This window comes from Aquabacter spiritensis, assembly GCF_004346185.1.
Lineage (GTDB): Bacteria > Pseudomonadota > Alphaproteobacteria > Rhizobiales > Xanthobacteraceae > Aquabacter > Aquabacter spiritensis.
Window position 1 is genome coordinate 1 of record NZ_SMAI01000007.1, and the last position, 21,031, is coordinate 21,031.

General features: G+C 70.7%; 22 protein-coding genes and 1 tRNA gene. 15 read left to right on the forward strand and 8 right to left on the reverse strand.

Features of this window, described 5'->3' with window-relative positions; translation table 11 throughout:
* Positions 1-414 precede the first annotated feature (414 nt).
* Together EDC64_RS12080 and EDC64_RS12085 are read left to right on the forward strand one after the other, a co-directional pair.
* Positions 415-648, forward strand: coding sequence for a hypothetical protein (locus EDC64_RS12080; RefSeq protein WP_132031628.1), 234 nt, complete (start codon positions 415-417; stop codon positions 646-648).
* 74 nt (positions 649-722) lie between these two features.
* The gene (locus tag EDC64_RS12085) at positions 723-1,232 is read left to right on the forward strand and encodes a hypothetical protein (RefSeq protein ID WP_132031630.1); all 510 of its coding nucleotides are present in this window, start codon (positions 723-725) and stop codon (positions 1,230-1,232) included.
* 22 nt (positions 1,233-1,254) lie between these two features.
* Here the strand turns inward: EDC64_RS12085 and EDC64_RS12090 are convergent, their stop codons facing one another.
* The 3 genes from EDC64_RS12090 to EDC64_RS12100 form a co-directional block, all read right to left on the reverse strand.
* Complete coding sequence (locus tag EDC64_RS12090; protein WP_132031632.1) at positions 1,255-1,815, reverse strand: hypothetical protein; 561 nt, start codon at positions 1,813-1,815, stop codon at positions 1,255-1,257.
* Between the two features lie 7 nt (positions 1,816-1,822).
* Positions 1,823-3,517, reverse strand: a complete 1,695-nt coding sequence (locus EDC64_RS12095) for a PDC sensor domain-containing protein (protein WP_132031634.1) — start codon at positions 3,515-3,517, stop codon at positions 1,823-1,825.
* 137 nt (positions 3,518-3,654) lie between these two features.
* The gene (locus EDC64_RS12100; protein ID WP_132031636.1) at positions 3,655-4,557 is read right to left on the reverse strand and encodes a LysR family transcriptional regulator; all 903 of its coding nucleotides are present in this window, start codon (positions 4,555-4,557) and stop codon (positions 3,655-3,657) included.
* Between the two features lie 145 nt (positions 4,558-4,702).
* Between EDC64_RS12100 and EDC64_RS12105 the strand changes: the two genes are divergently transcribed.
* From EDC64_RS12105 to EDC64_RS12150, 10 genes are all read left to right on the forward strand, one after another.
* A complete protein-coding gene (locus tag EDC64_RS12105) occupies positions 4,703-5,899 on the forward strand; it encodes an amino acid ABC transporter substrate-binding protein (RefSeq protein WP_132031638.1) in 1,197 nt (398 codons plus the stop codon).
* A 150-nt stretch (positions 5,900-6,049) separates the two neighbouring features.
* The gene (locus EDC64_RS12110; protein WP_132031640.1) at positions 6,050-6,916 is read left to right on the forward strand and encodes a branched-chain amino acid ABC transporter permease; all 867 of its coding nucleotides are present in this window, start codon (positions 6,050-6,052) and stop codon (positions 6,914-6,916) included.
* Complete coding sequence (locus tag EDC64_RS12115; RefSeq protein ID WP_132031642.1) at positions 6,913-7,851, forward strand: branched-chain amino acid ABC transporter permease; 939 nt, start codon at positions 6,913-6,915, stop codon at positions 7,849-7,851. The genes EDC64_RS12110 and EDC64_RS12115 overlap by 4 nt, the downstream gene beginning before the upstream one ends.
* Positions 7,848-8,612, forward strand: coding sequence for an ABC transporter ATP-binding protein (locus tag EDC64_RS12120; RefSeq protein ID WP_132031644.1), 765 nt, complete (start codon positions 7,848-7,850; stop codon positions 8,610-8,612). The genes EDC64_RS12115 and EDC64_RS12120 overlap by 4 nt, the downstream gene beginning before the upstream one ends.
* The gene (locus EDC64_RS12125; RefSeq protein ID WP_165933753.1) at positions 8,612-9,337 is read left to right on the forward strand and encodes an ABC transporter ATP-binding protein; all 726 of its coding nucleotides are present in this window, start codon (positions 8,612-8,614) and stop codon (positions 9,335-9,337) included. Before EDC64_RS12120 ends, EDC64_RS12125 begins: the two co-directional genes overlap by 1 nt.
* Positions 9,334-11,700 (forward strand): xanthine dehydrogenase family protein molybdopterin-binding subunit, encoded by a 2,367-nt coding sequence (locus EDC64_RS12130; RefSeq protein ID WP_132031648.1) that lies wholly within the window; start codon positions 9,334-9,336, stop codon positions 11,698-11,700. Before EDC64_RS12125 ends, EDC64_RS12130 begins: the two co-directional genes overlap by 4 nt.
* Positions 11,697-12,533: an FAD binding domain-containing protein gene (locus tag EDC64_RS12135; protein ID WP_132031650.1), complete on the forward strand. Its 837-nt coding sequence runs from the start codon at positions 11,697-11,699 to the stop codon at positions 12,531-12,533. The genes EDC64_RS12130 and EDC64_RS12135 overlap by 4 nt, the downstream gene beginning before the upstream one ends.
* Positions 12,530-13,048, forward strand: a complete 519-nt coding sequence (locus tag EDC64_RS12140; protein ID WP_207916043.1) for a (2Fe-2S)-binding protein — start codon at positions 12,530-12,532, stop codon at positions 13,046-13,048. The genes EDC64_RS12135 and EDC64_RS12140 overlap by 4 nt, the downstream gene beginning before the upstream one ends.
* Before the next feature lie 3 nt (positions 13,049-13,051).
* Positions 13,052-13,798 (forward strand): 2-amino-5-chloromuconate deaminase CnbZ, encoded by a 747-nt coding sequence (cnbZ, locus tag EDC64_RS12145; protein WP_132031652.1) that lies wholly within the window; start codon positions 13,052-13,054, stop codon positions 13,796-13,798.
* 139 nt (positions 13,799-13,937) lie between these two features.
* Entirely contained in the window at positions 13,938-14,855 is a 918-nt protein-coding gene (locus EDC64_RS12150) for a phosphoenolpyruvate carboxykinase (ATP) (protein ID WP_132031654.1), read from the forward strand.
* Between the two features lie 140 nt (positions 14,856-14,995).
* On the opposite strand, the gene EDC64_RS12155 is transcribed toward EDC64_RS12150, so the two are convergent.
* Both EDC64_RS12155 and EDC64_RS12160 read right to left on the reverse strand, forming a co-directional pair.
* A tRNA-Ala gene (locus EDC64_RS12155) sits at positions 14,996-15,071 on the reverse strand.
* A gap of 112 nt (positions 15,072-15,183) precedes the next feature.
* Entirely contained in the window at positions 15,184-15,594 is a 411-nt protein-coding gene (locus tag EDC64_RS12160; RefSeq protein WP_132031656.1) for a TIGR02300 family protein, read from the reverse strand.
* A 155-nt stretch (positions 15,595-15,749) separates the two neighbouring features.
* Here EDC64_RS12160 and aroA point away from each other — a divergent pair, with 155 nt between their 5' ends.
* From aroA to rpsU, 3 genes are all read left to right on the forward strand, one after another.
* Complete coding sequence (gene aroA / locus EDC64_RS12165) at positions 15,750-17,120, forward strand: 3-phosphoshikimate 1-carboxyvinyltransferase (RefSeq protein WP_132031658.1); 1,371 nt, start codon at positions 15,750-15,752, stop codon at positions 17,118-17,120.
* Positions 17,117-17,749: a (d)CMP kinase gene (gene cmk, locus EDC64_RS12170; protein ID WP_132031660.1), complete on the forward strand. Its 633-nt coding sequence runs from the start codon at positions 17,117-17,119 to the stop codon at positions 17,747-17,749. Before aroA ends, cmk begins: the two co-directional genes overlap by 4 nt.
* A 166-nt stretch (positions 17,750-17,915) precedes the next feature.
* The gene (gene rpsU, locus EDC64_RS12175) at positions 17,916-18,146 is read left to right on the forward strand and encodes a 30S ribosomal protein S21 (RefSeq protein ID WP_132031662.1); all 231 of its coding nucleotides are present in this window, start codon (positions 17,916-17,918) and stop codon (positions 18,144-18,146) included.
* A gap of 221 nt (positions 18,147-18,367) precedes the next feature.
* On the opposite strand, the gene paaE is transcribed toward rpsU, so the two are convergent.
* The 3 genes from paaE to paaC all read right to left on the reverse strand — a co-directional run bounded on the left by paaE (position 18,368) and on the right by paaC (position 20,906).
* Positions 18,368-19,567: a 1,2-phenylacetyl-CoA epoxidase subunit PaaE gene (paaE, locus tag EDC64_RS12180; protein ID WP_132031664.1), complete on the reverse strand. Its 1,200-nt coding sequence runs from the start codon at positions 19,565-19,567 to the stop codon at positions 18,368-18,370.
* Positions 19,568-19,578: 11 nt separating this feature from the next.
* Positions 19,579-20,052 carry a 1,2-phenylacetyl-CoA epoxidase subunit PaaD gene (gene paaD, locus EDC64_RS12185; RefSeq protein ID WP_132032028.1) on the reverse strand — a complete coding sequence of 158 codons (474 nt, stop codon included), beginning with the start codon at positions 20,050-20,052 and terminating at the stop codon, positions 19,579-19,581.
* A gap of 77 nt (positions 20,053-20,129) precedes the next feature.
* A complete protein-coding gene (paaC, locus tag EDC64_RS12190; RefSeq protein ID WP_132031666.1) occupies positions 20,130-20,906 on the reverse strand; it encodes a 1,2-phenylacetyl-CoA epoxidase subunit PaaC in 777 nt (258 codons plus the stop codon).
* Between the last annotated feature and the right edge of the window lie 125 nt (positions 20,907-21,031).

The window sequence follows — 21,031 nt, forward strand, 5'->3', positions numbered from 1 at the left end:
ATCTCAAGAGCGGTCTGGGTCGGGCCGGGTTTCTTCAGCATACCCGAATGAATCAAAAACCCCCGGCTCGCGCCAGGGGTTTGTCAGCGGTCTGAAGCCCCGCATTGACGCGGGGCTTCCTGTTTCCAGCCAAATACAGACCCGGAGTACATCCGTCCGTTGCCTGCGTCGCCGTTTGCGTGGCGCCGAGGCCGGAGACAGACTTATGCCCCGGCATTGCGGCGGGATCGAGGCGCCTGCGCGATTTCCATGCCGCGCGGCCCGCGTCCCGGCATCCGCGCCGCCGCTTCCGTCCCGCGCGGACTTGTCCGGCCGGACTTGCCCCGCCGGACTTGCCCCGCACGGCCGGCGGCCCCACCTTCCGATGCCGACACGGCGCCGCCCGGGCGCGCCGCCCGCACCAAGGAGCCCTCCATGGCCGAGATTCCCGCCGCAATCCTCACCGGCCTCAGGGTCAATTTCCTGCATCCCGATGGCCTCGGCAGCGCACTCATCCTGGATGTCGCGACCGACGAAGGCGAGCAGCGCTTCGTCCTGCCGTGCAACCCGGCCCTCACCAGCACCGAAGTCGAAGAGATCGGCGACGTGCTGATGGCGGCGCTCGACCGGCTGATCGCGCCCTCCGACGAGGCCGACGCGGAAGCCTGACGCCTGCAAGCTTCGTCGTTGGCACAAAATGCGACCGCGAGCGTTGCTGAGGGAGACACAGCCACGAGGGCTCCATGATCCGCTCCGCCGCCACCGCCATCGCGCTCCTTTTCGTCGCCGCCGCGCCCGCCTTTGCCCAGACACCGATGCCGCAGCGCGCCCCCGGCGCGCCCGCGGCGCAGGCGCCGGCCGCACCGCAGCAGGACGCGCCGCCCGCTCCGGCGCCGACGGGATCGCCGCAGGTGCAGCCTTCGACACAGAGCCCGCCGCCCTCCCCCGCCGCCGCGGCGGCGGCGGCCAAGGTGGAAGCCGACGGCAAGGCGGAGACCGACCTCGTCCTCGCCTGCAAGCAGCGCGCGCTCTCGCTGCTCAAGCAACGCTCGCCATCGATCGAGGACATCTTCATCGACATGGACGGGATTACGGTCGCGAAGGCGGATCTCGCCGTCGAGGACACCAAGATCACCATGGTCGTCATGGGCGAGGCCTATATCCAGCGCGACCAGTCCGACAAGGTGCACCGCTTCCTCTGCCTCGCCGGGGAAGGGGGCAAAGTGCTGCTCACCTTCTTCACCCAGCGCTGATCCCGGCCGGCGCCGGACCGGTTTATTGCTGGGGGATGCAGCGGGGGGCGCCGGCGGCGGTTTCCGCAAGGCACGGGAGCCGCACCGTCACCTCGCGCACCAGGACGGCCTCGAGGCCGTTCTTCTTATACTCGCGAAAGGCCGGACAGGTCGCGGCCGTGGCCGGGCCGACGATGCCGGCAAAGCTGATCTGGGTCGGCGTGATCGCCACCGGGGCGTCGGAATCGTAAGCGCGCGTCAGCGCGACGCGCCGCGCGGCGAGGTCGTAGAGCGCGAGCGTCCGGTCCGGCCCTGTGCCCTGGTCGAGCACCAGGATGCTCCCGGCGAGGCCGAGCACGTAATCGGCATCGTCCGGCCCGCCCACCGCATAGTCCCCGGCCCGCTTCTGGAACCCGCACGGCCGGGTTTCCCCCGGCTTCAGACTCTGCACCAGGATGGTGCTGCCGACGCTGTCCGCCCGCTCCGCATAAACCACCTGGAGACCGGGCGCCGCCAGGCATTTCGGCCGGGGCGCGGCGGCCTCGGCGACGCCTCCGGCGAGGAGGACGAGGAGCAAAGACGCGATCGGACGGGACATCGGCATCGGGACCTCACGATTTGCGCGGCGCGCGGCGGACCAAAGCGGCCGGAAGCCAGAGCGTGGCGCCGATCACGGCGCCCGCGCGCTCTTGCCGGGTCATCACGCCGTCGCTCTGTGTGGCGAACTGCGCGACCAGACGCAACCGGGTCTCGATCCGGATGCCGCTCTCCCCCGTGGCCCGCTCCCCCGCATCGCGCCAGAACGCGATGGCCACATAGTCGCCGGGCGCGATCCCCTGCGGCTCGCCGTTGCGCACGGCCCGGCGGGTCGCCTCGACGCGGAGATGGCCGCCGCCGGGCGCCGCCTCGTTGAGACCGAGCGCGAGATCCAGCAGTGCGAGATCGAACCGCGCCGGGTCGACGAAGACGTCCAGCGAGCGCTCGGCATGTCCCTCGATCACTTCGATGGCCGGCCACATCGTGCCGAGCAACAACTTGCGCAGGCTGTCCAGGGCACTGTTCACATTGACGATGCGGGCATCGGCGGCGCGCGAGCGGGTGCCCACGATCAGCCGTTGTACCGTAAAGACGCCGTGGACTGCGCCTTCCAGCGCTTCCCGCAGACGCGCGTCCGGCGCCCCGGCGGCGGGCGGCGCGTCGTCCGGCACCAGCCGTCGGGCGAGGCCGAGCGCGGCGATGACGGTCGAGAGCACGGTGTCCGCGCCGCGCTCGGTGCGGCTCGCCGGCTCGCCCTCCGTCCGGGCCCGCTCGGCCACGCCGCGCATTTCCTGCGGCGGACCACCCGGTATGGCCGGTCGGGCCAGGATCAAGGCGCCACCGATGGTGAACAGGACGCCGGCACAGGCCGCGGCGACACCATAGCCAGCGAACCGCACCCGCCACCCCGCAAGCACATCGGCCTCGCTCACCGCATAGACCATGACCAGCGGCACATTGGGCAGCGCCCGGAACGCGGTGATGCTCGGCCGTGCATCGAGCATGCCCCTGCCCTCGACCAGGCCCGAATTCTGCCCCGCGGCGAGCGCCACGAGGGCGGGATCGGCGGTGGCATTGTCCGATCCCGTCCGGGGTTCCGGCGACTTGAAGATCAGGGTTCCGTCGCGCCGCATGAGAGCGGCGACCGCATGGGTGTCCGGAAGGAAGGCGCCACGATAGAGCGAATGGAAATATTCCGGAAAGATGGTGACGCCGAGCAGGCCGTGGAACGCGCCGTCCCGCTGCAGAGGCCGGCTTGCGGTGAACGCGATCGAGCGCGAGAACTGGCCGCGAAACGGGACCGAAAAGAACAGGCCGTCATGCCCGTTCTTGCCGGCGACGAAATATTCGCGGCTCTGGACATCGTAGGGCGGCATCGGGAAGGCCCGGCTCGACGCCGCGATGCTCCCCGCGCCGTCGACGACAAAGACCGATTCCAGCGCCGACAGACGACGGTTGATGCCCGAAAGCATGCGGTGCAGCTCGCCATCCGTGCGGATCTCGGTGAGCAGCCGGTCGGTGAGCGCGAATTCGATCTGCAACAGGGCGACGTCGACGGCGCCGAACACCTGGTCGGCATGCTCGGCGAGCGTATAGGCGTTCGCCATCGCGTCCTGCCGCGCCCGGCGCAGCGTCGTGTCGTAATCCAGCCAGGAGAGGATGCCGAACAGGACCAGCGGCGCGAGCGCACATGCGATGAGAATTGCACGCGTGCGAAACCCGCCCCGCTCCGACAGGGCTCGCCGAACGCGCGCGAAAGCCGTCCCCATGTCCGTCCCGCCCCCGAGAGACGCCAAAGCCGCACGATAGCAGGCTTCTACATCCCGCGGCTATGCTGACTACGCCAGGATCTATGCCCGCGCCGCGGCCAGAAAAAGGCCACGGACCCGGTCCCTGTCCAATTCCTCTATCCCCCATGCCCCGAAAAAATGCGGTCGAGGGCGGCGAGGAACTCGCTCGCCGCGTTCGGCAGACGGCGGCCGGCGAGCACCCCGACATCGAGCGTCGAGCGCAGCAAAGCGGGCTCCTGGAGCCCGACCTTGCAGACCAGCCCCTGCGCCAGTTCGCGCGTGCTCGATTGGCTCGACATCAGCGTCACCCCGGCGCCCGAGCGGGCGAAGCCGCGCAGCGCCTCGATCGAATTGGTTTCGAGCGCCGGCAGGATCGACACGCCGAGCCGCCGGCATTCATCGTCGATCAGCCGGCGGATGCCGAAGCCCGGCTCGGGCACGCCGAGCCGAAAGGGCAGGATTTCGCGGAACCGCACCGCGCCCCGGTCGGCGAGCGGATGGGCGGGATGGACCAGGGCGACCAGAGGGTCCGAGAAGCGCCGCACGAACCGCACCGCCGTATCCGGCTGCGCATTGAACGAGATGCCGATGTCCGCCAACCCCTCGCGCACCGCCGCCACCACGTCGTCGGTGCCGGTCGTGACCAAACGGAAGCTGATGCCGGGCAGCTTCTCGTGGAATTCGCCGATCAGCCGCGTCAGCATGTCGGCGACGATCCCCTCGACGGTGTAGACCCGCACCCGGCCGCGCCGCAGCCCGCGCAGCTCCTCGAGCTCGGTGCGCACCCGGTCGGATTCGAGCGCGATCGCCTGGGCATAGCGGGAATAGACCTCGCCGGCCGGGGTCAGGACCATGCCGCGCGGCCGACGCTCGAACAGCGGCATGCCGAGGCTCGCTTCGAGAGTCTGGATCTGCCGGCTCAGCGCCGACGGCGCGATGTTGAGCCGCTCGCTCGCCTCGCGGATCGAGGCGGCGCGCGCGACCTCGAGAAAATAGCGGACCTGGTTCAGGGACGACATGGCGGCATCCGGATGGCGCGAGGCGGCCCGCGGACAAGGGCGCGCCCTGCGTTGCCATTTTGCGAACAGCTTAGGCTGAAATTAGCGCTTGTCGCAACGCAGACCTGCCCTCACTCTTTTCCCACCTTCAGAGGAGAGACGCGCCATGCAAGCCGTCCGCACCGTTTTCGCCGCTGCGCTCGCGCTCGGCCTGTTCGCCTCCACGTCCGCCGTCCGTGCCCAGGACGTCATCAAGGTCGGCGCGCCGCTGCCGCTCACCGGCGCGCTGTCGCCGGAAGGGCTAAAGCAGCAGCGCGGCTACAATCTCTGGGCCGAGACCGCCAATGCCGCCGGCGGCATCAAGGTCGGCGGCAAGCCCTACAAGGTCGAGATCGTCTATGTCGATTATGCCTCGAACACGCCGCGCGCGGTCCAGGTGGCCGAGCGGCTGATCACCGAGGACAAGGCCAACTTCCTGTTCGCGCCGTTCGGCTCGGGCGCGGCCAAGGCGGCGAGCGGCGTGTCGGAGCGATACGGCATCCCGACCATCGCCGCGACCGCCTCCTCGCGCGAAGTCTACGACCAGGGCTACAAATTCCTGTTCGGCACCTTCACGCCCAACGAGACCCTGATCGATCCCCTGACCGAGATCGTCTCCAAGGGCGATCCCGCGGTGAAGCGCGTCGCGATCCTCGCCCGCAACGATCTGCTCACGCTGTCGCTCGCCAATCTCATGCAGGCCGCCGCCAAGGCGAAGGGCCTCGAAGTGGTGATGATGGAGCGCTACGCCATCGGCACGATGGACCACGCCTCCGCCATCACCCAGATGCGCGGCGCCAAGCCGGACTGGGTGTTCGCCACCGGCTACATCAACGACCTGATCCTGATCCGCAAGCAGATGGCCGACCAGGGCGTGAGCCCGAAGGTCCTGACCATGATCGCCGGCCCGGCCTATAAGGAATTCACCGAGGCGACCGGTCCGCTGGCGGAGAACGTCTCGAGCGCCTCCTGGTGGCATCCGGCGGTGCGCTACAAGGGCGTCGACCTGTTCGGCACGACGGAAGCGTTCAACGCGGCCTTCGAGAAGAAGTACAATGTCGTGCCCGATTATGCCGAGGCCTCCGCGGCGGCGGCCGGCGCGATCCTTCAGCTCGCGATCGAGAAGGCCGGCACGCTCGATCCCGCCAAGGTGCGCGACGCGCTCGCCGCGATGGACCTCGTCACCTTCTACGGCCCGGTCAAGTTCGGCCCGACCGGCCAGATCACCTCGCTCGAGCCGCCGGTGTTCCAGATCCAGGGCGGCAAGCCGGTCGTGGTGTTCCCGGCCGCGGTAAAGCAGGCCGACTTCATCTTCGGCAAATAGACCGGCATCGGACGGCCGCCGCGCGCACCGCGCCCTCCGGCGGCCGTCGCCCGACATCGCCGGGCCTGTCCGTCCGGCGCAACCGTTCCGGCCCCGTTCCGGCGCGGCGGCATCGACCGCGCCCCCGCGCTTTCAGGAAATCGGCACCCCATGATCTATCTTCAGGTGCTTGCCAACGGCCTGGTCCTGGGAGGGCTCTATGCCGCGATCGCGGTGGGCTTCTCGCTGGTCTGGGGCGTGCTCAATGTGATCAATCTGCTGCACGGCTCGTTCATCGTGCTCGGCTCCTACGTGGCGTTCTTCGCCTATGCCTATTTCGGCATCCACCCCTTCCTGTCCGCCGGCATCGCCGGCGCCGCCCTGTTCGCGCTCGGCTATGTGGTCCAAGCGGGCCTGGTGAACCGGGTGATCGCCGCGCCGGTCCTGATCACCCTGATCCTCACCTTCGGCCTCGACCTGATCCTCAACAATGCGATGCTGCTCGCCTTCAGCGCGGATTACCGCAAGGTCAATCTCGCGCACCCGCTCGGCTCGCTGGAACTCGGCCCGATCTTCCTGCCGGGCGACCGGGTGGCGGCCATGGTGCTCGCCTTCCTCCTGACCGCCTTGCTCTACCGGGTGCTGCGCGACAGCCGCATCGGCCGCGCCATCATCGCGGTGCGCATGGATCGCGAGGCGGCGGCGCTGATGGGGGTCGACGTCAAGCGCATCAACGCCATCACCTTCGGCCTCGGCGCCTTCATGGCGGGGGCGGCCGGCGCGCTGCTCTCGATCATCTATCCGATCTCGCCGCTCAATTCCTCGCTGTTCCTCGGCAAGGCGTTCGTGGTGTGCGTGCTCGGCGGGCTCGGCAGCGTGCCCGGCGCCATGGTGGGCGGGGTGGCGCTCGGGCTGATCGAAAGCTTCGGCGCCTATTGGCTGGGGCCGGAGCACGCCATCACCCTGTCCTTCTCTATCCTGCTGGTGCTGCTGTTCGTGCGGCCGAGCGGGATCCTCGGCAAGAGGGGGTACGAATGAGGGACTGGCTGCTTCTCCTCCTTCTCGCCCTGGCCTGCAGCCTGCTGCCGCTCGCCGGGGACAATTATGTCCTGCGGCTCGGCACCATCGTCGCCATGTATGCGGTGCTGGCGCAGTCGTGGAACTTCATCGGCGGGCTCGCCGGCTATCCCTCCTTCGCCACCGCCGCCTTCTTCGGGCTCGGCGCCTATACCTCGGCGGTGCTGCTCTCCTATGGCGCGCCGACCGGCCTCGCCTGGACTGCGGCGGGCGGCATGGCCTGCCTGTTCGCCGCGCTGATCGGCGGCGCGATCCTGCATCTGAAGGGGCATTACTTCGCGATCGCCAGTCTTGCGGTCGGCGAAGTGCTGCGCGAAGTCGTCAATACGACGCCCGATCTGACAGGTGGCGGCATGGGCATGAACCTGCCGGTGCCGAAGCTCTCGGTCGCCGCCGCCGCGCAGACCTTCTATTTTTCCATGCTCGCGCTCGCCGCGCTGACCACGGCGGCGGCCATCATCGTCCAGCGCTCGCGCCTCGGCTTCGGCCTGCGCTGCATCCAGCAGAACGAGGACGCGGCGAACATTCTCGGCGTCAATGCCTATGGCTACAAGACCGCCGCCTTCTGCCTCTCGGCGGTGTTCGCCGGCATGGCCGGGGCGATCTACGCCTCCTGGGTGCATTATATCGAGCCGCCCGACGTGTTCGACATCCTGCTGGCGGTGAAGCCGCTGGTCATGGTGCTGCTCGGCGGCATCGGCACCGTATTCGGCCCGATCATCGGCGCCTTCCTGCTCATCGCTTTCGAGGAACTGGTCTGGCGCTCCTTCCTCACCATCCATGCGGCGATGCTCGGGGGGATCATCGTGGTGCTGGTCCTGTTCATGCCGAACGGTCTGCTCGCGCTCGTCCGGTCCGGACTGGCGCGGCTGCGCCCCGCGGGGCCGAAGCCATGACCGCTTTGCTCGCGCTCGAAGGCGTGTCGCGCCGCTTCGGCGGCCTTGCCGCCTTGGACACTGTCACCCTGTCGGTCGAGGCCGGGGAGATCCTGGGCCTCATCGGCCCCAACGGCGCCGGCAAGACGACGCTGATCAATGTGGTGACGGGGGTGCATCCCGCGACCGCCGGCCGGGTCCTGCTCCAGGGCGAGGACATCACCCGGCTGAAGCCCTACCGCATCGCCCGCAAGGGCCTCGCCCGCACCTTCCAGATCGTCCAGCCCTTCCCGCGCATGAGCGTGCTGGAAAATGTTGCGGCCGGTGCGGTGTTCGCCGGCGCGGCCCCCTCGCTGAAGGAGGGCCTGCGCCTCTCGCGCGAGCATCTCGCCTTCACCGGCCTCGCGCAGATCGCCGACAAGCCCGCCTCGACGCTCACGCTCGCGCAGCGCAAGCGGCTGGAACTCGCCAAGGGCCTCGCCATGAATCCCCGCTTCCTGATGCTGGACGAGGTCAATGCCGGCCTCAATTCGTCCGAGGTGGACGAGGCGCTGGCGATGATCCGCAGGATCGCGGAGCGCGGCGTCACCATCCTCGTCATCGAGCATCTGATGAAGGTGGTGGTCTCGGTCTCGACCCGCCTCGCGGTCCTCCATCACGGCGCGCTGATCGCGGTGGGAACGCCGCGCGAGGTGCTGGCCGACCGCGGCGTGATCGAAGCCTATCTCGGCGAAAAATATGCCGCACGCCTTGCCGGGGCGCGGCCGGCGGAGGGCGCATGATGGACGCGCCCAAGCTTTCGGTGACGCAGCTCCAGGCCGGCTATGGCGACGTGCAGGTGCTGTGGGACGTCACGCTCGACGTGAAGCCGGGCGAAATGGTGTGCATTGTCGGCTCGAACGGGGCCGGCAAGACGACGCTGATGCGCGCCATCTCCGCGCTGGTCCCGGTGAGCGCGGGACGGATCGCGGTCGACGGCGCGGATCTCACCGGCGCCACCCCGGCGCGCATGGTCGCGGCCGGCGTCGCCCACGTCCCGGAGGGCCGCCGCCTGTTCGGCGCCATGAGCGTGCGCGACAATCTGCTGATGGGCGCCTATCTCCGGCCCGACAAAGCCGGCATCGCCGAGGATCTGGAGAAGGTCTACGCTTTGTTCCCGCGCCTTGCCGAACGCCAGAAACAGGATGCCGGCACGCTGTCCGGCGGCGAGCAGCAGATGTGCGCGGTGGGCCGTGGCCTGATGGCCCGGCCGAGCCTGCTGATGATCGACGAATTGTCGCTCGGCCTCGCCCCGCGCATGGTGGATTTGCTCGCCGACGGCCTGCGGCGCGTCAATGCCGAGGGCGTCGCCGTGCTCCTGGTCGAGCAGGACGTGATGAACGCGCTCGAACTCGCCGACCGCGCCTTCGTTCTGGACCGCGGCCGCGTCACCCTCTCCGGTCCCGCGGCCGCGCTGGCCGACGATCCGGCGATCCGCGAAGCCTATATGGGCGGGCTCGCCGGATGACGGCCGTCCGGCCGCCCCGCCTGATCGGACAGCCCGCGCCCCGCCCGGAAGCCGCGCGCCTGGCATCGGGCGCCGGCGCCTATGTCGACGATGTCGATCTGCCGCGCCAGCTCCACGCCGCCTTCCTGCGCAGCCCGCACCCGCACGCGGCGATCCTGGGACACGACGCGACGGCCGCGCGCGCTTTGCCGGGCGTCGCGGCGGTGCTGTTCTGGGACGACCTCGCGGGCGTCGTGACGCCGCTCCAGACCCGCCATGCCGGCTTTCCCGGCCTCGTCAGCCCGCCCCAGCCGCCGCTCGCCGACCGGCGCGTCGCCTATCAGGGCGAACCGGTCGCCTTGGTGCTCGCCGCGAGCCGCGCGCTGGCCGAGGATGCGCTGGAGGCGATCGCAATCGACTATGCCCCGCTTCCCGCCGCCGCCGATGCCGCGACCGCGCTCGATCCCGGCGCGCCCAAGGCGCATCCCGACCTCCCCGACAATCTGTGCTGGGCGGGCGAGATTTCCGGCGGCGATGTCGACGGCGCGTTCCGCGACGCGGCGCTGGTGGTGGCGCAGACCTTCCGCTTCACCCGCCATACCGGCGTGACGCTCGAGCCGCGCGGGTTGATCGCCGCCTTCGACCGCGCCTCAGGCCAGCTCGACGTGCGGATCTCGCACCAGCAGCCGCACCAGTTGCAGGTCTATCTCGCCGATCTGCTCGGCCTGCCGATGACCCGGGTGCGCGTGATCGCCCCCGATGTCGGCGGCGGCTTCGGCATCAAGATGCACGTCTATGCCGACGAAGTGGCGGTCTGCGCCGCCGCCCGTCTCCTCGGCCGCCCGGTCAAGTTCATCGCCGACCGGCTGGAATCCATGGCGGCGGACGTGCATGCCCGCGAGCATGTGGTCGATGCGCGCATGGCGCTCGACGCGGCGGGGCGCATCACCGCCTTCGACGTCGCCGACCGCCACGGGCTCGGCGCCTATACCGTGTTCCCGCGCTCCTCCACCATGGAGACGGTCTCGGCGGTGCGCACCATCGGCGCGCCCTACGCCATGGCGGCGTTCCGCGCCCGGATGCAGGCGGTGTTCCAGAACAAGAGCCTGATCGGCCAATACCGCTCGGTCGGCCATCCCATCGCCTGCACCGTCACCGAGGCGCTGGTGGACCAGGCGGCGCGGACGCGCGGCGAGGATCCGCTCGCGTTCCGGGCGCGCAACTACACGCCCGGCGCAGCCTTGCCGTTCACCAATCCGGCCGGCGTGCGGCTGATCGACCTGTCCCACGCCGCCTGCCACGCCCGGCTCGAAGCGCTGATGGACCGCGACGCGGTGCGGCGCGACATGGCGGACGCGCGGGCGCGCGGGCGCCTGCCGGGACTGGGATTTGCCGCCTTCGTCGAGCTCACCGCCTCGGGCAGCGAGGCCTATGGCGCGGGCGGGGTGGCTGTCGCGGCGATGGACAGCGTCACGCTCGCTTTGGAGCCGGACGGCACGGTGAAGGGCGAAGCGAGCGTCAGCGAAATCGGCCAGGGCATTGCCGGGACCCTCGCGCGGGTGGTGGCGGACGCGCTGGCGCTGCCCGCCGACCAGGTGCGCATCGCCACCGGCGACACCCGCAGCGCGCCGCACGGCGGCGGCGCCTGGTCCTCGCGCGGGGCCGCGATCGGGGCCGAGGCGGCGCTCGGGGCCGCCGCGCGGCTGCGCGCCGCCATCCTCGCAGGCGCGGCGGCGCTGCTCCAGGCGCAGCCCGAGACGCTCGACCTCGCGGACGGCGCGATCGTCGACGCGTCCGGTGCCCCCCGCCTGACGCTCGCGGCCCTCGCCCAGGCGGCGCTGTTCCGGGGCCACGAATTTCCCGGCGGACGGCTGCCGCAGCTCGCCGTCGCACACCAGCACGGCCGCGCCCAGGACCGCGCCGTGCCGACCAACGGCATCCAGGCGGCCTTGGTCGAGATCGATCCCGGCACCGGCCTCGTCGCCTGCCGCCGCCATTGGGTGGTGGAGGATTGCGGGCGCATCCTCAACCCGCTCCTGGTGGACGCGCAGATCCGGGGCGGCGTCGTCCAGGGCATCGGCGCCGCGCTCTATGAGGCGTGCCGCTATGACGGCGAGGGCCAGCTTCTGACCGGCACGCTGGCGGACTATCTCCTCCCCATGGCGGCGGAGATGCCGGACATCGCGGTGGCGCATGTCGAGACGCCTTATTCCGGCTCCGTGCTCGGCGCCAAAGGCGCGGGCGAGGCCGGCACCTGCGCCGCGGCGGCGGCGGTGCTGAATGCGGTGAACGACGCCCTCGCCCCGTTCGGCACGGCGATCGCCGAACTTCCGGTCACGCCGGTCCTGGTGCTCGACGCCCTCGCCCGGAGGCAGGCGGCATGAAGCCCGCCCCCTTCGCTTATGCCCGTCCCGGCACGCTCGCCGAAGCGGTCGCGCTGCTCGGCGCGGAGCCCGGCGCGGCGCGCATCCTGGCCGGCGGCCAGAGCCTGATGCCCATGCTGAATTTCCGCCTCGCCCAGCCCGCGCTCCTCGTCGACATCAACCGGATCGCCGACGGCGCCGTGCTGCGGCAGGATGCGGACGGCCTGACCCTCGGCCCGCTGGTGCGCCATGCCGATCTGCTGCGGCATTGCGCGGCCGGGCGCGGCCATCCTCTGCTCGCGGCGGCGCTGCCTTTGATCGCCCATTCCGGAATCCGCAACCGCGGCACGGTCTGCGGATCGCTGGCGCTCGCCGATCCGGCCGCCGAACTGCCGGCCTGCGCGGTCGCGCTCGATGCCGAGCTGGACCTCGTCTCGCCGCGCGGGACCCGCCGGATCGGCGCGGAAGCCTTCTTTCGCGGCATCTACGAGACCGCGCTCGCCGAGGACGAGATGATCGCCGCAGTGCGCTTTCCCCCCGCCGACCCGAATTGGCGCTGGACCTGCCTGGAAGTCGCCCGGCGCCAGGGCGATTTCGCCATTGCCGGGCTCGCCGCCGGATTTTGCGCAACCGGGGCTCCAGCCGCGCGTCTGGTCGCGTTCGGCGTCGCCGAACGCCCCCTGCGGCTCGCGGCGGCCGAGGCGGCGCTGACCGCGCGTGGATCGGACGCGGCGGTGGCCACCCTCGCCGACCTCGATCTGCTCGGCGGTGGGGACTATCCCGCCGCCTATCGCCGGCAGGTGCTCGGCACCCTTCTGACCCGCGCCGCCGCCGCGCTCGGAGCCCCCGCATGAGCGCGCGCACCGGCATGCCCGACAGCCTCGACACGAAAGACAGCGTCGACATCTCCTGCCGCGTCAATGGCGAGACGGTCGCGGCGCGGGTTCCGGTGCGGCAATCGCTGGTGGATTTCCTGCGCCACGGCCTCGGGCTGACAGGGTCGCATGTCGGCTGCGAGCACGGCGTCTGCGGCGCCTGCACCATCGTGCTCGACGGGCGGTGCGTGCGCGGCTGCCTGCTGCTGGCGGCGCAGGCGGACGGCGCCGAGATCGAGACCATCGAAGGCGCCACCGCCAGCGGCCGGCTCGATGCGCTGCGCGCCGAATTCGTCACCCGCGCCGGCCTGCAATGCGGCTTCTGCACCCCCGGCATGCTGCTCACCGCCGCCGAATTTCTCGATGCCGGCGGCGGGCCCGACCGCAGCGAGATCCGCGACGCCCTGTCCGGCAATTATTGCCGCTGCACGGGCTACCACGCCATCGTCGACGCGGTCGAAGCTGCCGCCCGATCCCATCCCAGGAGCGCCTGACACGTGTCCACACAAGACTTTTCGCCCGGCGGCTATCGCTTCATCCCGGCCGTGTTCCAATATTCCGGCGGCGTCGCCGCCGCGCCGGGCTTCCGGCTGGAGCGCGCCCGGTTCCGCACGCCGCTGCCGCTCGAAGCCGGCTTTGCCGCGATCGCGGCGCATCTGTCTGCGCTCGGCCGGCCTCTGACCGCCTTCGCCGCCTGCGAGCTGCGCTCGCCCGCGCCGTTCACGGAAGACGGCTTCCTCGCCTTCAACCGCGTCTATGCCGGTACGCTCGATCACTGGGGCCTGCTGGACGGCGCCACCAACCCGGTCGCCCGCAGCAATGTCTGCCCCGAAATCGATCCCCCGCCGGTGCCGTCCTTCTACGCCTTCACCTATACGGTCGCCGATGCGGACGCCGCGCCGTCCTTCCAGGTCGCCGGCTCGGGCGAGGCGCGCGAGGGTCTCGCCACCTATCGCGAGGCGACCGTGCGCTATGGCGAGACCGGTCCCGACGCGCTGCGCGAAAAGGCGCGCTACGTGCTCGGCGAAATGGAGCGCCGGATGGCCGCGCTCGGCTTCGGCTGGGCCGACACCACGGCGGCGCAGGTCTATACCGTGCACGACCTCTACCCCTTCCTCGCCGACGAGATCGTCGCGCGCGGCGCGGCACGCGGCGGCCTGACCTGGCATTTCAACCGGCCGCCGGTGGCGGGGCTGGAATATGAGATGGATTGCCGCGGCATTTCGACCGAGCGGGTTCTGTAGGGGATACCCGGGCCGCGGAACGATACAACCATTTGGGGAAGGGGCGTGCGCGGCCGCTTGCAAATGGCCGCACCCGACTTGAAAGTGCCGCTCGTTCAAACCGCGTCCGCACAATCCCGGTCGCGCGATGCGAGACGGCATGGATTATCGCGCCTTCGGCCTGAGCTTCGGCTCCGACATCGCCCTGCCCGAGCTCTGCGCCGGGGCGGAGGCCGGCCGGCCGCGAATCGCAATCCGGCATGCGCCGACCTTCGACGGCGCGCTGCCGTCCGGCCTCGCCGCGACGCCCGACCTGTTCGATCTGACGATCGCCGACCTCGCCCGCTTCCGCATCCTCGGCGATGCGCGCATCGAGGTGGAGAGCGTTCCGCAGGCGCCGCCGACCGACATTCGCGCCTATCTGCTCGGCAGCGTCATGGCGGCCCTGCTCTATAAGAGGGGTCTGCTGCCGCTGCATGCCAGCGCGGTCCTCGCCCCGTGCGGGGTGATCGCCTTCGCCGGGCGCTCCGGCGCCGGCAAGTCGACGCTCGCGCATCTGCTCGCCGAGCGCGGCTATCCCGTGATCGCCGACGATCTCCTGGGGGTGGAGGCGGGGGCGGAAGGTCCGGTGTGCTGGACGGCGATCCCGCGTCTGAAGCTGTGGGACACGTCGGTCGCATTCGCGGGCCTCGCCGCGGAGCGATTCGAACCGGTGCTGCACGGGGCGGATAAGTTTCATGTGCCCGCGCGCAATCCGGCGCCGCATGCGCCCCATCGCCTCGCCGCGCTCTATCTCCTGGAGGAGCCGGCGCCCGACGGTCCCGCGCCGCTGGCCCCCGCTCATGCCATCGCGGCCCTGATCGCCAACAGCCAGCGCCCCGGCTATGCCGGGCCGCTGGGCTGCGGGCCGGCGCATTTCGCCACCTGCGTCGCGATCGGGCGCACGCTGCCGGTGTTCGCCTGCGGCCGCCTCTGGGGCCTTGCGCATCTCGGCGACGAGATCGACCGGCTGGAACGTCATTTCACCCGTTTGCCGGTGGCTCAGGCATCCCCGCCCGCCGCCCGCCCTGCGCTTTGAGCGGCGGCTTTTGCGCGGTCACGCCGGATGTGCGCCCCCGATGAAGACCGTGCGGTCGAACAGTCGTGCGGGTGATTCGCCCGATGGCGGTGCCGTCACGCCGCGGCGCGGCATCGAACCGATCTGTCGGGGTTTAAATTTGGTGGAGCCAGGCGGAATCGAACCGCCGACCTCTTGAATGCCATTCAAGCGCTCTCCCAACTGAGCTATGGCCCCACCGGCCCGCGGGATGGACGCACCTGCGTGCGTCTCGGGAAGTCCCGCGGAAGGGATCTGCCCGGGGGCTGCCCGGGCGAGAGCGGCCTTTAAGCACAGGCCGCTCCGGTCATCAAGCCTCTTCGTCGTCTTCGAGGCCTTCTCCGATCAAATCGGATACGTCGTCCCCATCATCCTCGTCTTCTTCGAGGAAAGTGTCGTCGTCGTCGTCGCCATCGGCGGCGAGGTCTTCGTCGACGTCGATATCGTCATCGGCGACCACCGGAGTGGGGCCGGCGGTTTCTTCGTCGGCTTCCTCCAGGCTGATCACCTCGACGTCCGGCGTCTCGTCGGCATCCGCCTCCACCGGAGCCGGTACCACACGGGCCTCGCTGCGCGATCCGGCGCGGGCGACAGGCTCGAAGAAGGAGCGCGGATAGCTTTCGCCGGTATAAGGCGAAACCACCGGGTCCTTGTTGAGATCGTAGAATTTTCGGCCCGTCACCGGGCAGACCCGCTTAGTGCCGAGTTCAGGCTTCGCCACGGCAAGACCCTTCGGTGGCTGCGAAAAGGAGGGTGCTCAATTGGCCAATGCCCATGGCCGTGTCAAGCCGAATCGGCGTGGGTGCCTTGGTCATTTCCGCCGGCCCATGATAGAGGCAGGCGCATTCCCTCCCCGAGACGTTGCGAAGGCCGCTCATGTCCAGCGCCCCGATGCCGATCCCGCCCCCTGGCCCGCATGGCGGCGGCGCCCCTTCCCCGGCCACCGCGCGCGTCTCCCCGGCGCTGTCCGGGCGGGTGCGCGCGCCCGGTGACAAATCGGTATCGCACCGCGCCCTGATCCTCGGCGCGCTGGCCCATGGCGAGACCGCCATCACCGGCCTGCTCGAGGGCGAGGACGTGCTCAACACCGCGAAGGCCTGCGCCCAGCTCGGCGCCGTGGTCGAGCGCACCGGCAACGGCGCCTGGCGGGTGCGCGGCGTCGGCGTCGGTGGTTTCCGCGCGCCGGCGGCACCGCTCGATTTCGGCAATTCCGGCACCGGCGCGCGGCTGATGATGGGCGCGGTCGCCGGCAATCCGATCGCCGCGACGTTCGACGGCGATGCCAGCCTGCGCAAACGGCCGATGCGCCGGGTGCTCGATCCTTTGACGCAGATGGGCGTCGCGGTGCTGGAGACCGCCGAAGGCGGGCGCCTGCCGCTGCGGCTGCAAGGCCTCGCCGATCTCGCCGCCTTCAGCTACGAGACCCCGGTGCCTTCGGCACAGGTGAAGTCCGCCGTGCTGCTCGCCGGCCTTGCCGCGCGCGGCACGACCCTGGTGCGCGAGCGCGAGGCGACGCGCGACCATACCGAGGCGATGCTTCGGCATTTCGGCGCCGAGATCGCAGTCGCGCCTTTTGGCGCCCACGGCCGCGAAATCACCCTCGCCGGCCGGCCCGTGCTGCGCGGCGCGCCGGTCGTGGTGCCCTCGGATCCCTCCTCCGCCGCCTTCCCTCTGGTCGCGGCCCTGATCGTGCCCGGCTCGGACATCGTCATCGCCGACATGATGATGAACCCGCTGCGCATCGGCCTCGTCACCACCCTCATCGAGATGGGCGCGCGCATCGAGATTTTGGACCAGCGCACCGAGGGGGGCGAAACCGTCGCCGACCTGCGGGTGCGGCATTCGGCCCTGCGCGGCGTCGTGGTGCCGGCGGAGCGCGCTCCGGCCATGATCGACGAATATCCGGTGCTCGCCGCCGCCGCCGCCTGCGCCGAGGGGACGACGATCATGCACGGCCTCGCGGAATTGCGCGTCAAGGAGAGCGACCGCCTCGCCGCCGTGGCCGACGGCCTCGCCGCCTGCGGCGTCCGCCACGCCGTCGAGGGCGACGATCTTCTGGTCGAGGGCGGCCCGGTGCGCGGCGGCGGCCCGGTCGCGACCCATATGGACCACCGCATCGCGATGGCCTTTCTGGTCCTCGGCCTCGCCAGCCGGGACGGCGTGCGCGTCGACGACACCGCCTTCATCGCCACCTCCTTCCCGGCCTTCCTGCCGATGATGCGCGGCCTCGGCGCGGACATCGCATGAGCGCGGGGGTGATCGCGATCGACGGGCCGGCGGCCTCGGGCAAAGGCACGCTCGCCCGGCGCATCGCCGCCGCCTTCGGCGTGCCGCATCTCGACACCGGCCTGCTCTACCGCGCCGTCGCCGCGCGCTGCCTCGCCGCGGGCGGGCTCGACGACGAGGCGGCGAGCATCGCCGCGGCGCGGGCGCTGGAAGTCACGGGCCTCGATGCCGAGGCGCTGCGCAGCGCGGAAATCGGCGCGGCCGCCTCCGTCGTCGCGGCGCGGCCCGGCGTGCGCGCGGCGCTCATGGACCTGCAGCGTCGCTTCGCGGCCCAGCCCGGCGGCGCGGTCCTGGACGGCCGCGACATCGGCACGGTGATCTGCCCGGACGCGGCGGCGAAGCTGTTCGTCACCGCCACCCCCGAAGTGCGGGCGCGGCGCCGCCTGAACGAGCTCCTGGGGCGCGGCGCGCCGGCGACCTATGACGCGGTCCTGGCCGACATCCGCACCCGGGACGCCCGCGATTCCGGCCGCGCCGCCGCGCCGCTCCTGCAGGCGCCCGACGCGCTGCGGCTCGACACCACCGACCTCGACATCGAGGCCGCGTTCGCCGCCGCGATGGCGCTGATCGCCGGAAAACGACGCGCCTGAGGGGCCTCGCGGACCTCCGGCCGGCATGTGGACAAGCTCCACCGGGTCTGATAAGAGAGCGCTCCTTCCGGACGAGGCTTCGGGTGCGAAAGCACGCCCCGCCCCTCCGGATCCGTTTCAAGTCAGTGCGAAGTTAGATCGGCGCAACAGCTCGAAGAGGCAACACGTGCAAGTTCTCGTCCGCGACAACAATGTCGATCAGGCCCTCAAGGCGCTCAAGAAGAAGATGCAGCGCGAGGGGATCTTCCGCGAGATGAAGCTGCGTGGCCATTACGAGAAGCCGTCCGAGAAGCGGGCCCGCGAAGAGGCCGAGGCCGTGCGCCGCGCCCGCAAGCTGGCCCGCAAGCGCGCCCAGCGCGAAGGTCTGATCCCGACCAAGCCGCGCCCGCCGCGCTGAGCGATCCGGACCGCCGGGGCGCGGCCGCCTGCAGAGGCGGACGCCGCGACGTGCGGCGGAACCCAGTTTGAGAGCCGATCCTGTTGCCGAGGTCCGCGTGGCGATGCTGCGCGGATTTTTCGTGTTTCGGGACACCCCGCATACGGCGTGGCGCAGAGGCACCGCCGCGCAAGCGCGGCGCGCAGCCCCGCAGCGCCCCCGCCGGCGGCGGGGGTGCGCGTTCACATCTGATCGAAATCGATGACCACCCGCGCGGTGGTGGGATGGGCCTGGCAGGTGAGCACGAAACCGGCCTTCAGCTCCCACGGCTCCAGCGAATAATTGACGTCCATCTCCGCCGCGCCTTCCACCACTTTGGCGCGGCAGGTGGAGCACATGCCGCCTTTGCAGGCGAACGGGAGATCGAGGCCCGCGCGCAAGGCGGCGTCGAGGATCGCCTCGCCCTCCGCCACCGGGACCTCACGGCGCTTGCCGTCGACGATCAGGGCGGCGACATGGGCCGGCGGCGCGTCCGCCCGCACCGCGGGCTTCGGCCGGGGCGCCCCGCCCAGCGCCGAAACGAAGCGCTCGGCATGGATGCGCTCCTCCGGCAGGCCGAGCGCCTTCAGCACCCCTTCCAGCTCGTCGATCATGCCCTCCGGACCGCACACGAAGGCGTGGTCGACCGCCGCGGCGGGAACCATGGCGGTGAGCAGAAGGCGGACCTTCGCGCCGTCGAGCCGGCCGTTGAGCACCGGCACATCCTGCTCCTCCTTGGACAGGACGTGGAACACGGAGAGCCGGTCCATGAAGCGGTCCTTCAGCTCCTCGAGCTGGCCGCGGAACAGGATGTCGGTCGTGGACCGGTTGCCGTAGAACAGGAAGAAGCGGCTCGCCGGCTCGCGCGCCAGGACGCCGCGCACGATCGAGAGGATCGGCGTGATGCCGGATCCCGCCGCGAAGCCGACATGCAGCCGGCCGTCGGCGAAGCCGACATGCATCCGGCCGTCGCCGAAGCCCTCGCCGAGGCCGAACCGCCCGGTGGGGGTCATCACCTCCAGCACGTCGCCGGCCTTCACCGCGCTGTTGGCCCAGGCCGAGAACAGGCCGCTCTCGACCTTCTTCACCGCGATCCGCAATTCGCCGTCGTCAGGCCCGGAACAGATCGAATAGGAGCGCCGCACATCCGCGCCGTCGAGCGTCGCGCGCAGCGTCAGATACTGGCCCGGCGCGAAGGCATAGGCATCGGCGAGGTCGGGCGGCACATCGAAGGCGATCGACACCGCGTCTCCGGTCTCGCGCGTCACCTCGCGCACCCGCAAGGCATGGAAGCGCGGCGCGCCCTTGGGCGCACCCGGATTCGGCGCGGTGTCCGCCGAGGGCGGGCCGGCGAAGGGCGGAGTCTCGGCGGGGATATCGGCGGCGGCGGTCTCGGCGGGCATGGCGTCCCCCTTCAATGGCATTTGAAATAGTCGAACGGCTCGCGGCAGGCGCGGCACTGCCACAGCGACTTGCAGGAGGTCGACCCGAACGCGGCGATCTCGGCCGTGTCGGTCGCCCCGCAATGGGGACAGGCGACCGTGTCCTCGCCGAACAGAGCACGCCGGCCGCCGCCTTTGGCGGGCGGGGCGATGCCGTAGGCGCGCAGCTTCGCGCGGCCGTCCTCGGTCATCCAGTCGGTGGTCCAGGCGGGGGACAAGACGGTCTTGACGCTGACCGGGCCGAACCCGGCCTTGTCCAGCGCCAGTTCGATTTCCAGCGCGATCATGTTCATGGCCGGACAGCCGGAATAGGTCGGGGTAATGTCGACCTCGACCCTCCCCCCGCCGACCCTTACCGCGCGCAGCACGCCGAGATCGGCGATGGTCAGGACCGGGATTTCCGGATCCACCACCCCCCCGGCAATCTCGCGGACGCGATCTTCCAGCGCCCCGGCATCCTCGGGCGCGCCGGCGCCCGGCACGGCGGCGCCGGGCGCCGCAACGAGGGGCGGCGCCGGATTGCTCACCAGCGCGCCCCGGGGAAGGCACGCTGCATATATTGCAGGTCGCTCAGGAGATGACCGAGATGCTCGGAATGGGCGCCGGAGCGCCCGCCCTTCTGCATCCAGCCGCCTTCGGGCACGGCGAGCGTCGCCTGCGCCAGCACGTCGGCGATGGCGGCGCGCCAGGGGGCGCGCAAACTCTCGGGATCGGGCACGACGCCGTCCGCGATCAAGGCCCGCTCGCCGGCATCGGCCTCGAACATCTCGCCGGTGAAGGCCCACAGATGCGCCACCGCCTCCGCAGCGCGGCGATGGCTTTCATCGGTGCCGTCGCCGAGACGGATCACCCATTCGGCGGAATGGCGCAGATGATAGGCGCTTTCCTTCTCCGCTTTGGCGGCGATGGCGGCGAGAGTCGCGTCGGGCGAGGCCATCAGCGCGCGCCAATAGGGATCCATGAAGGCGGAATAGAAGAATTGGCGCACCATGGTCCGGGCGAAATCGCCGTTCGGCTGCTCGACCAGGAGCAGATTGCCGTAGCCGCGCACGTCGCGGCGATAGGCATAGGCGTCCTCGTCATGGCCCGCGGCCTCGACCTCGGCGGCATAGGTGTAGAGCGTGCGCGCCTGGCCGATGAGGTCGAGCCCCATATTGGCGAGCGCCATGTCCTCTTCCATCATCGGCGCGTGGCCGCACCATTCGGACAGGCGATGGCCGAGGATCAGCGCGTCGTCGGCACGGCGCAGCAGATAGCGGACGAGCGGCGTCTCCGCGACTTTGATCGACCCTTCGGCCATGGTGTTTCCTCGTTCGAATTCTGTTTCACCCGGCGTGCCGGGGCGGCCGGACCGGGCGATGACGCCGCGCCCTGTGCCATGGCCGTCCACCGGCCCCGTCCCTCACCTCGCTCGCGGGAGCGGGG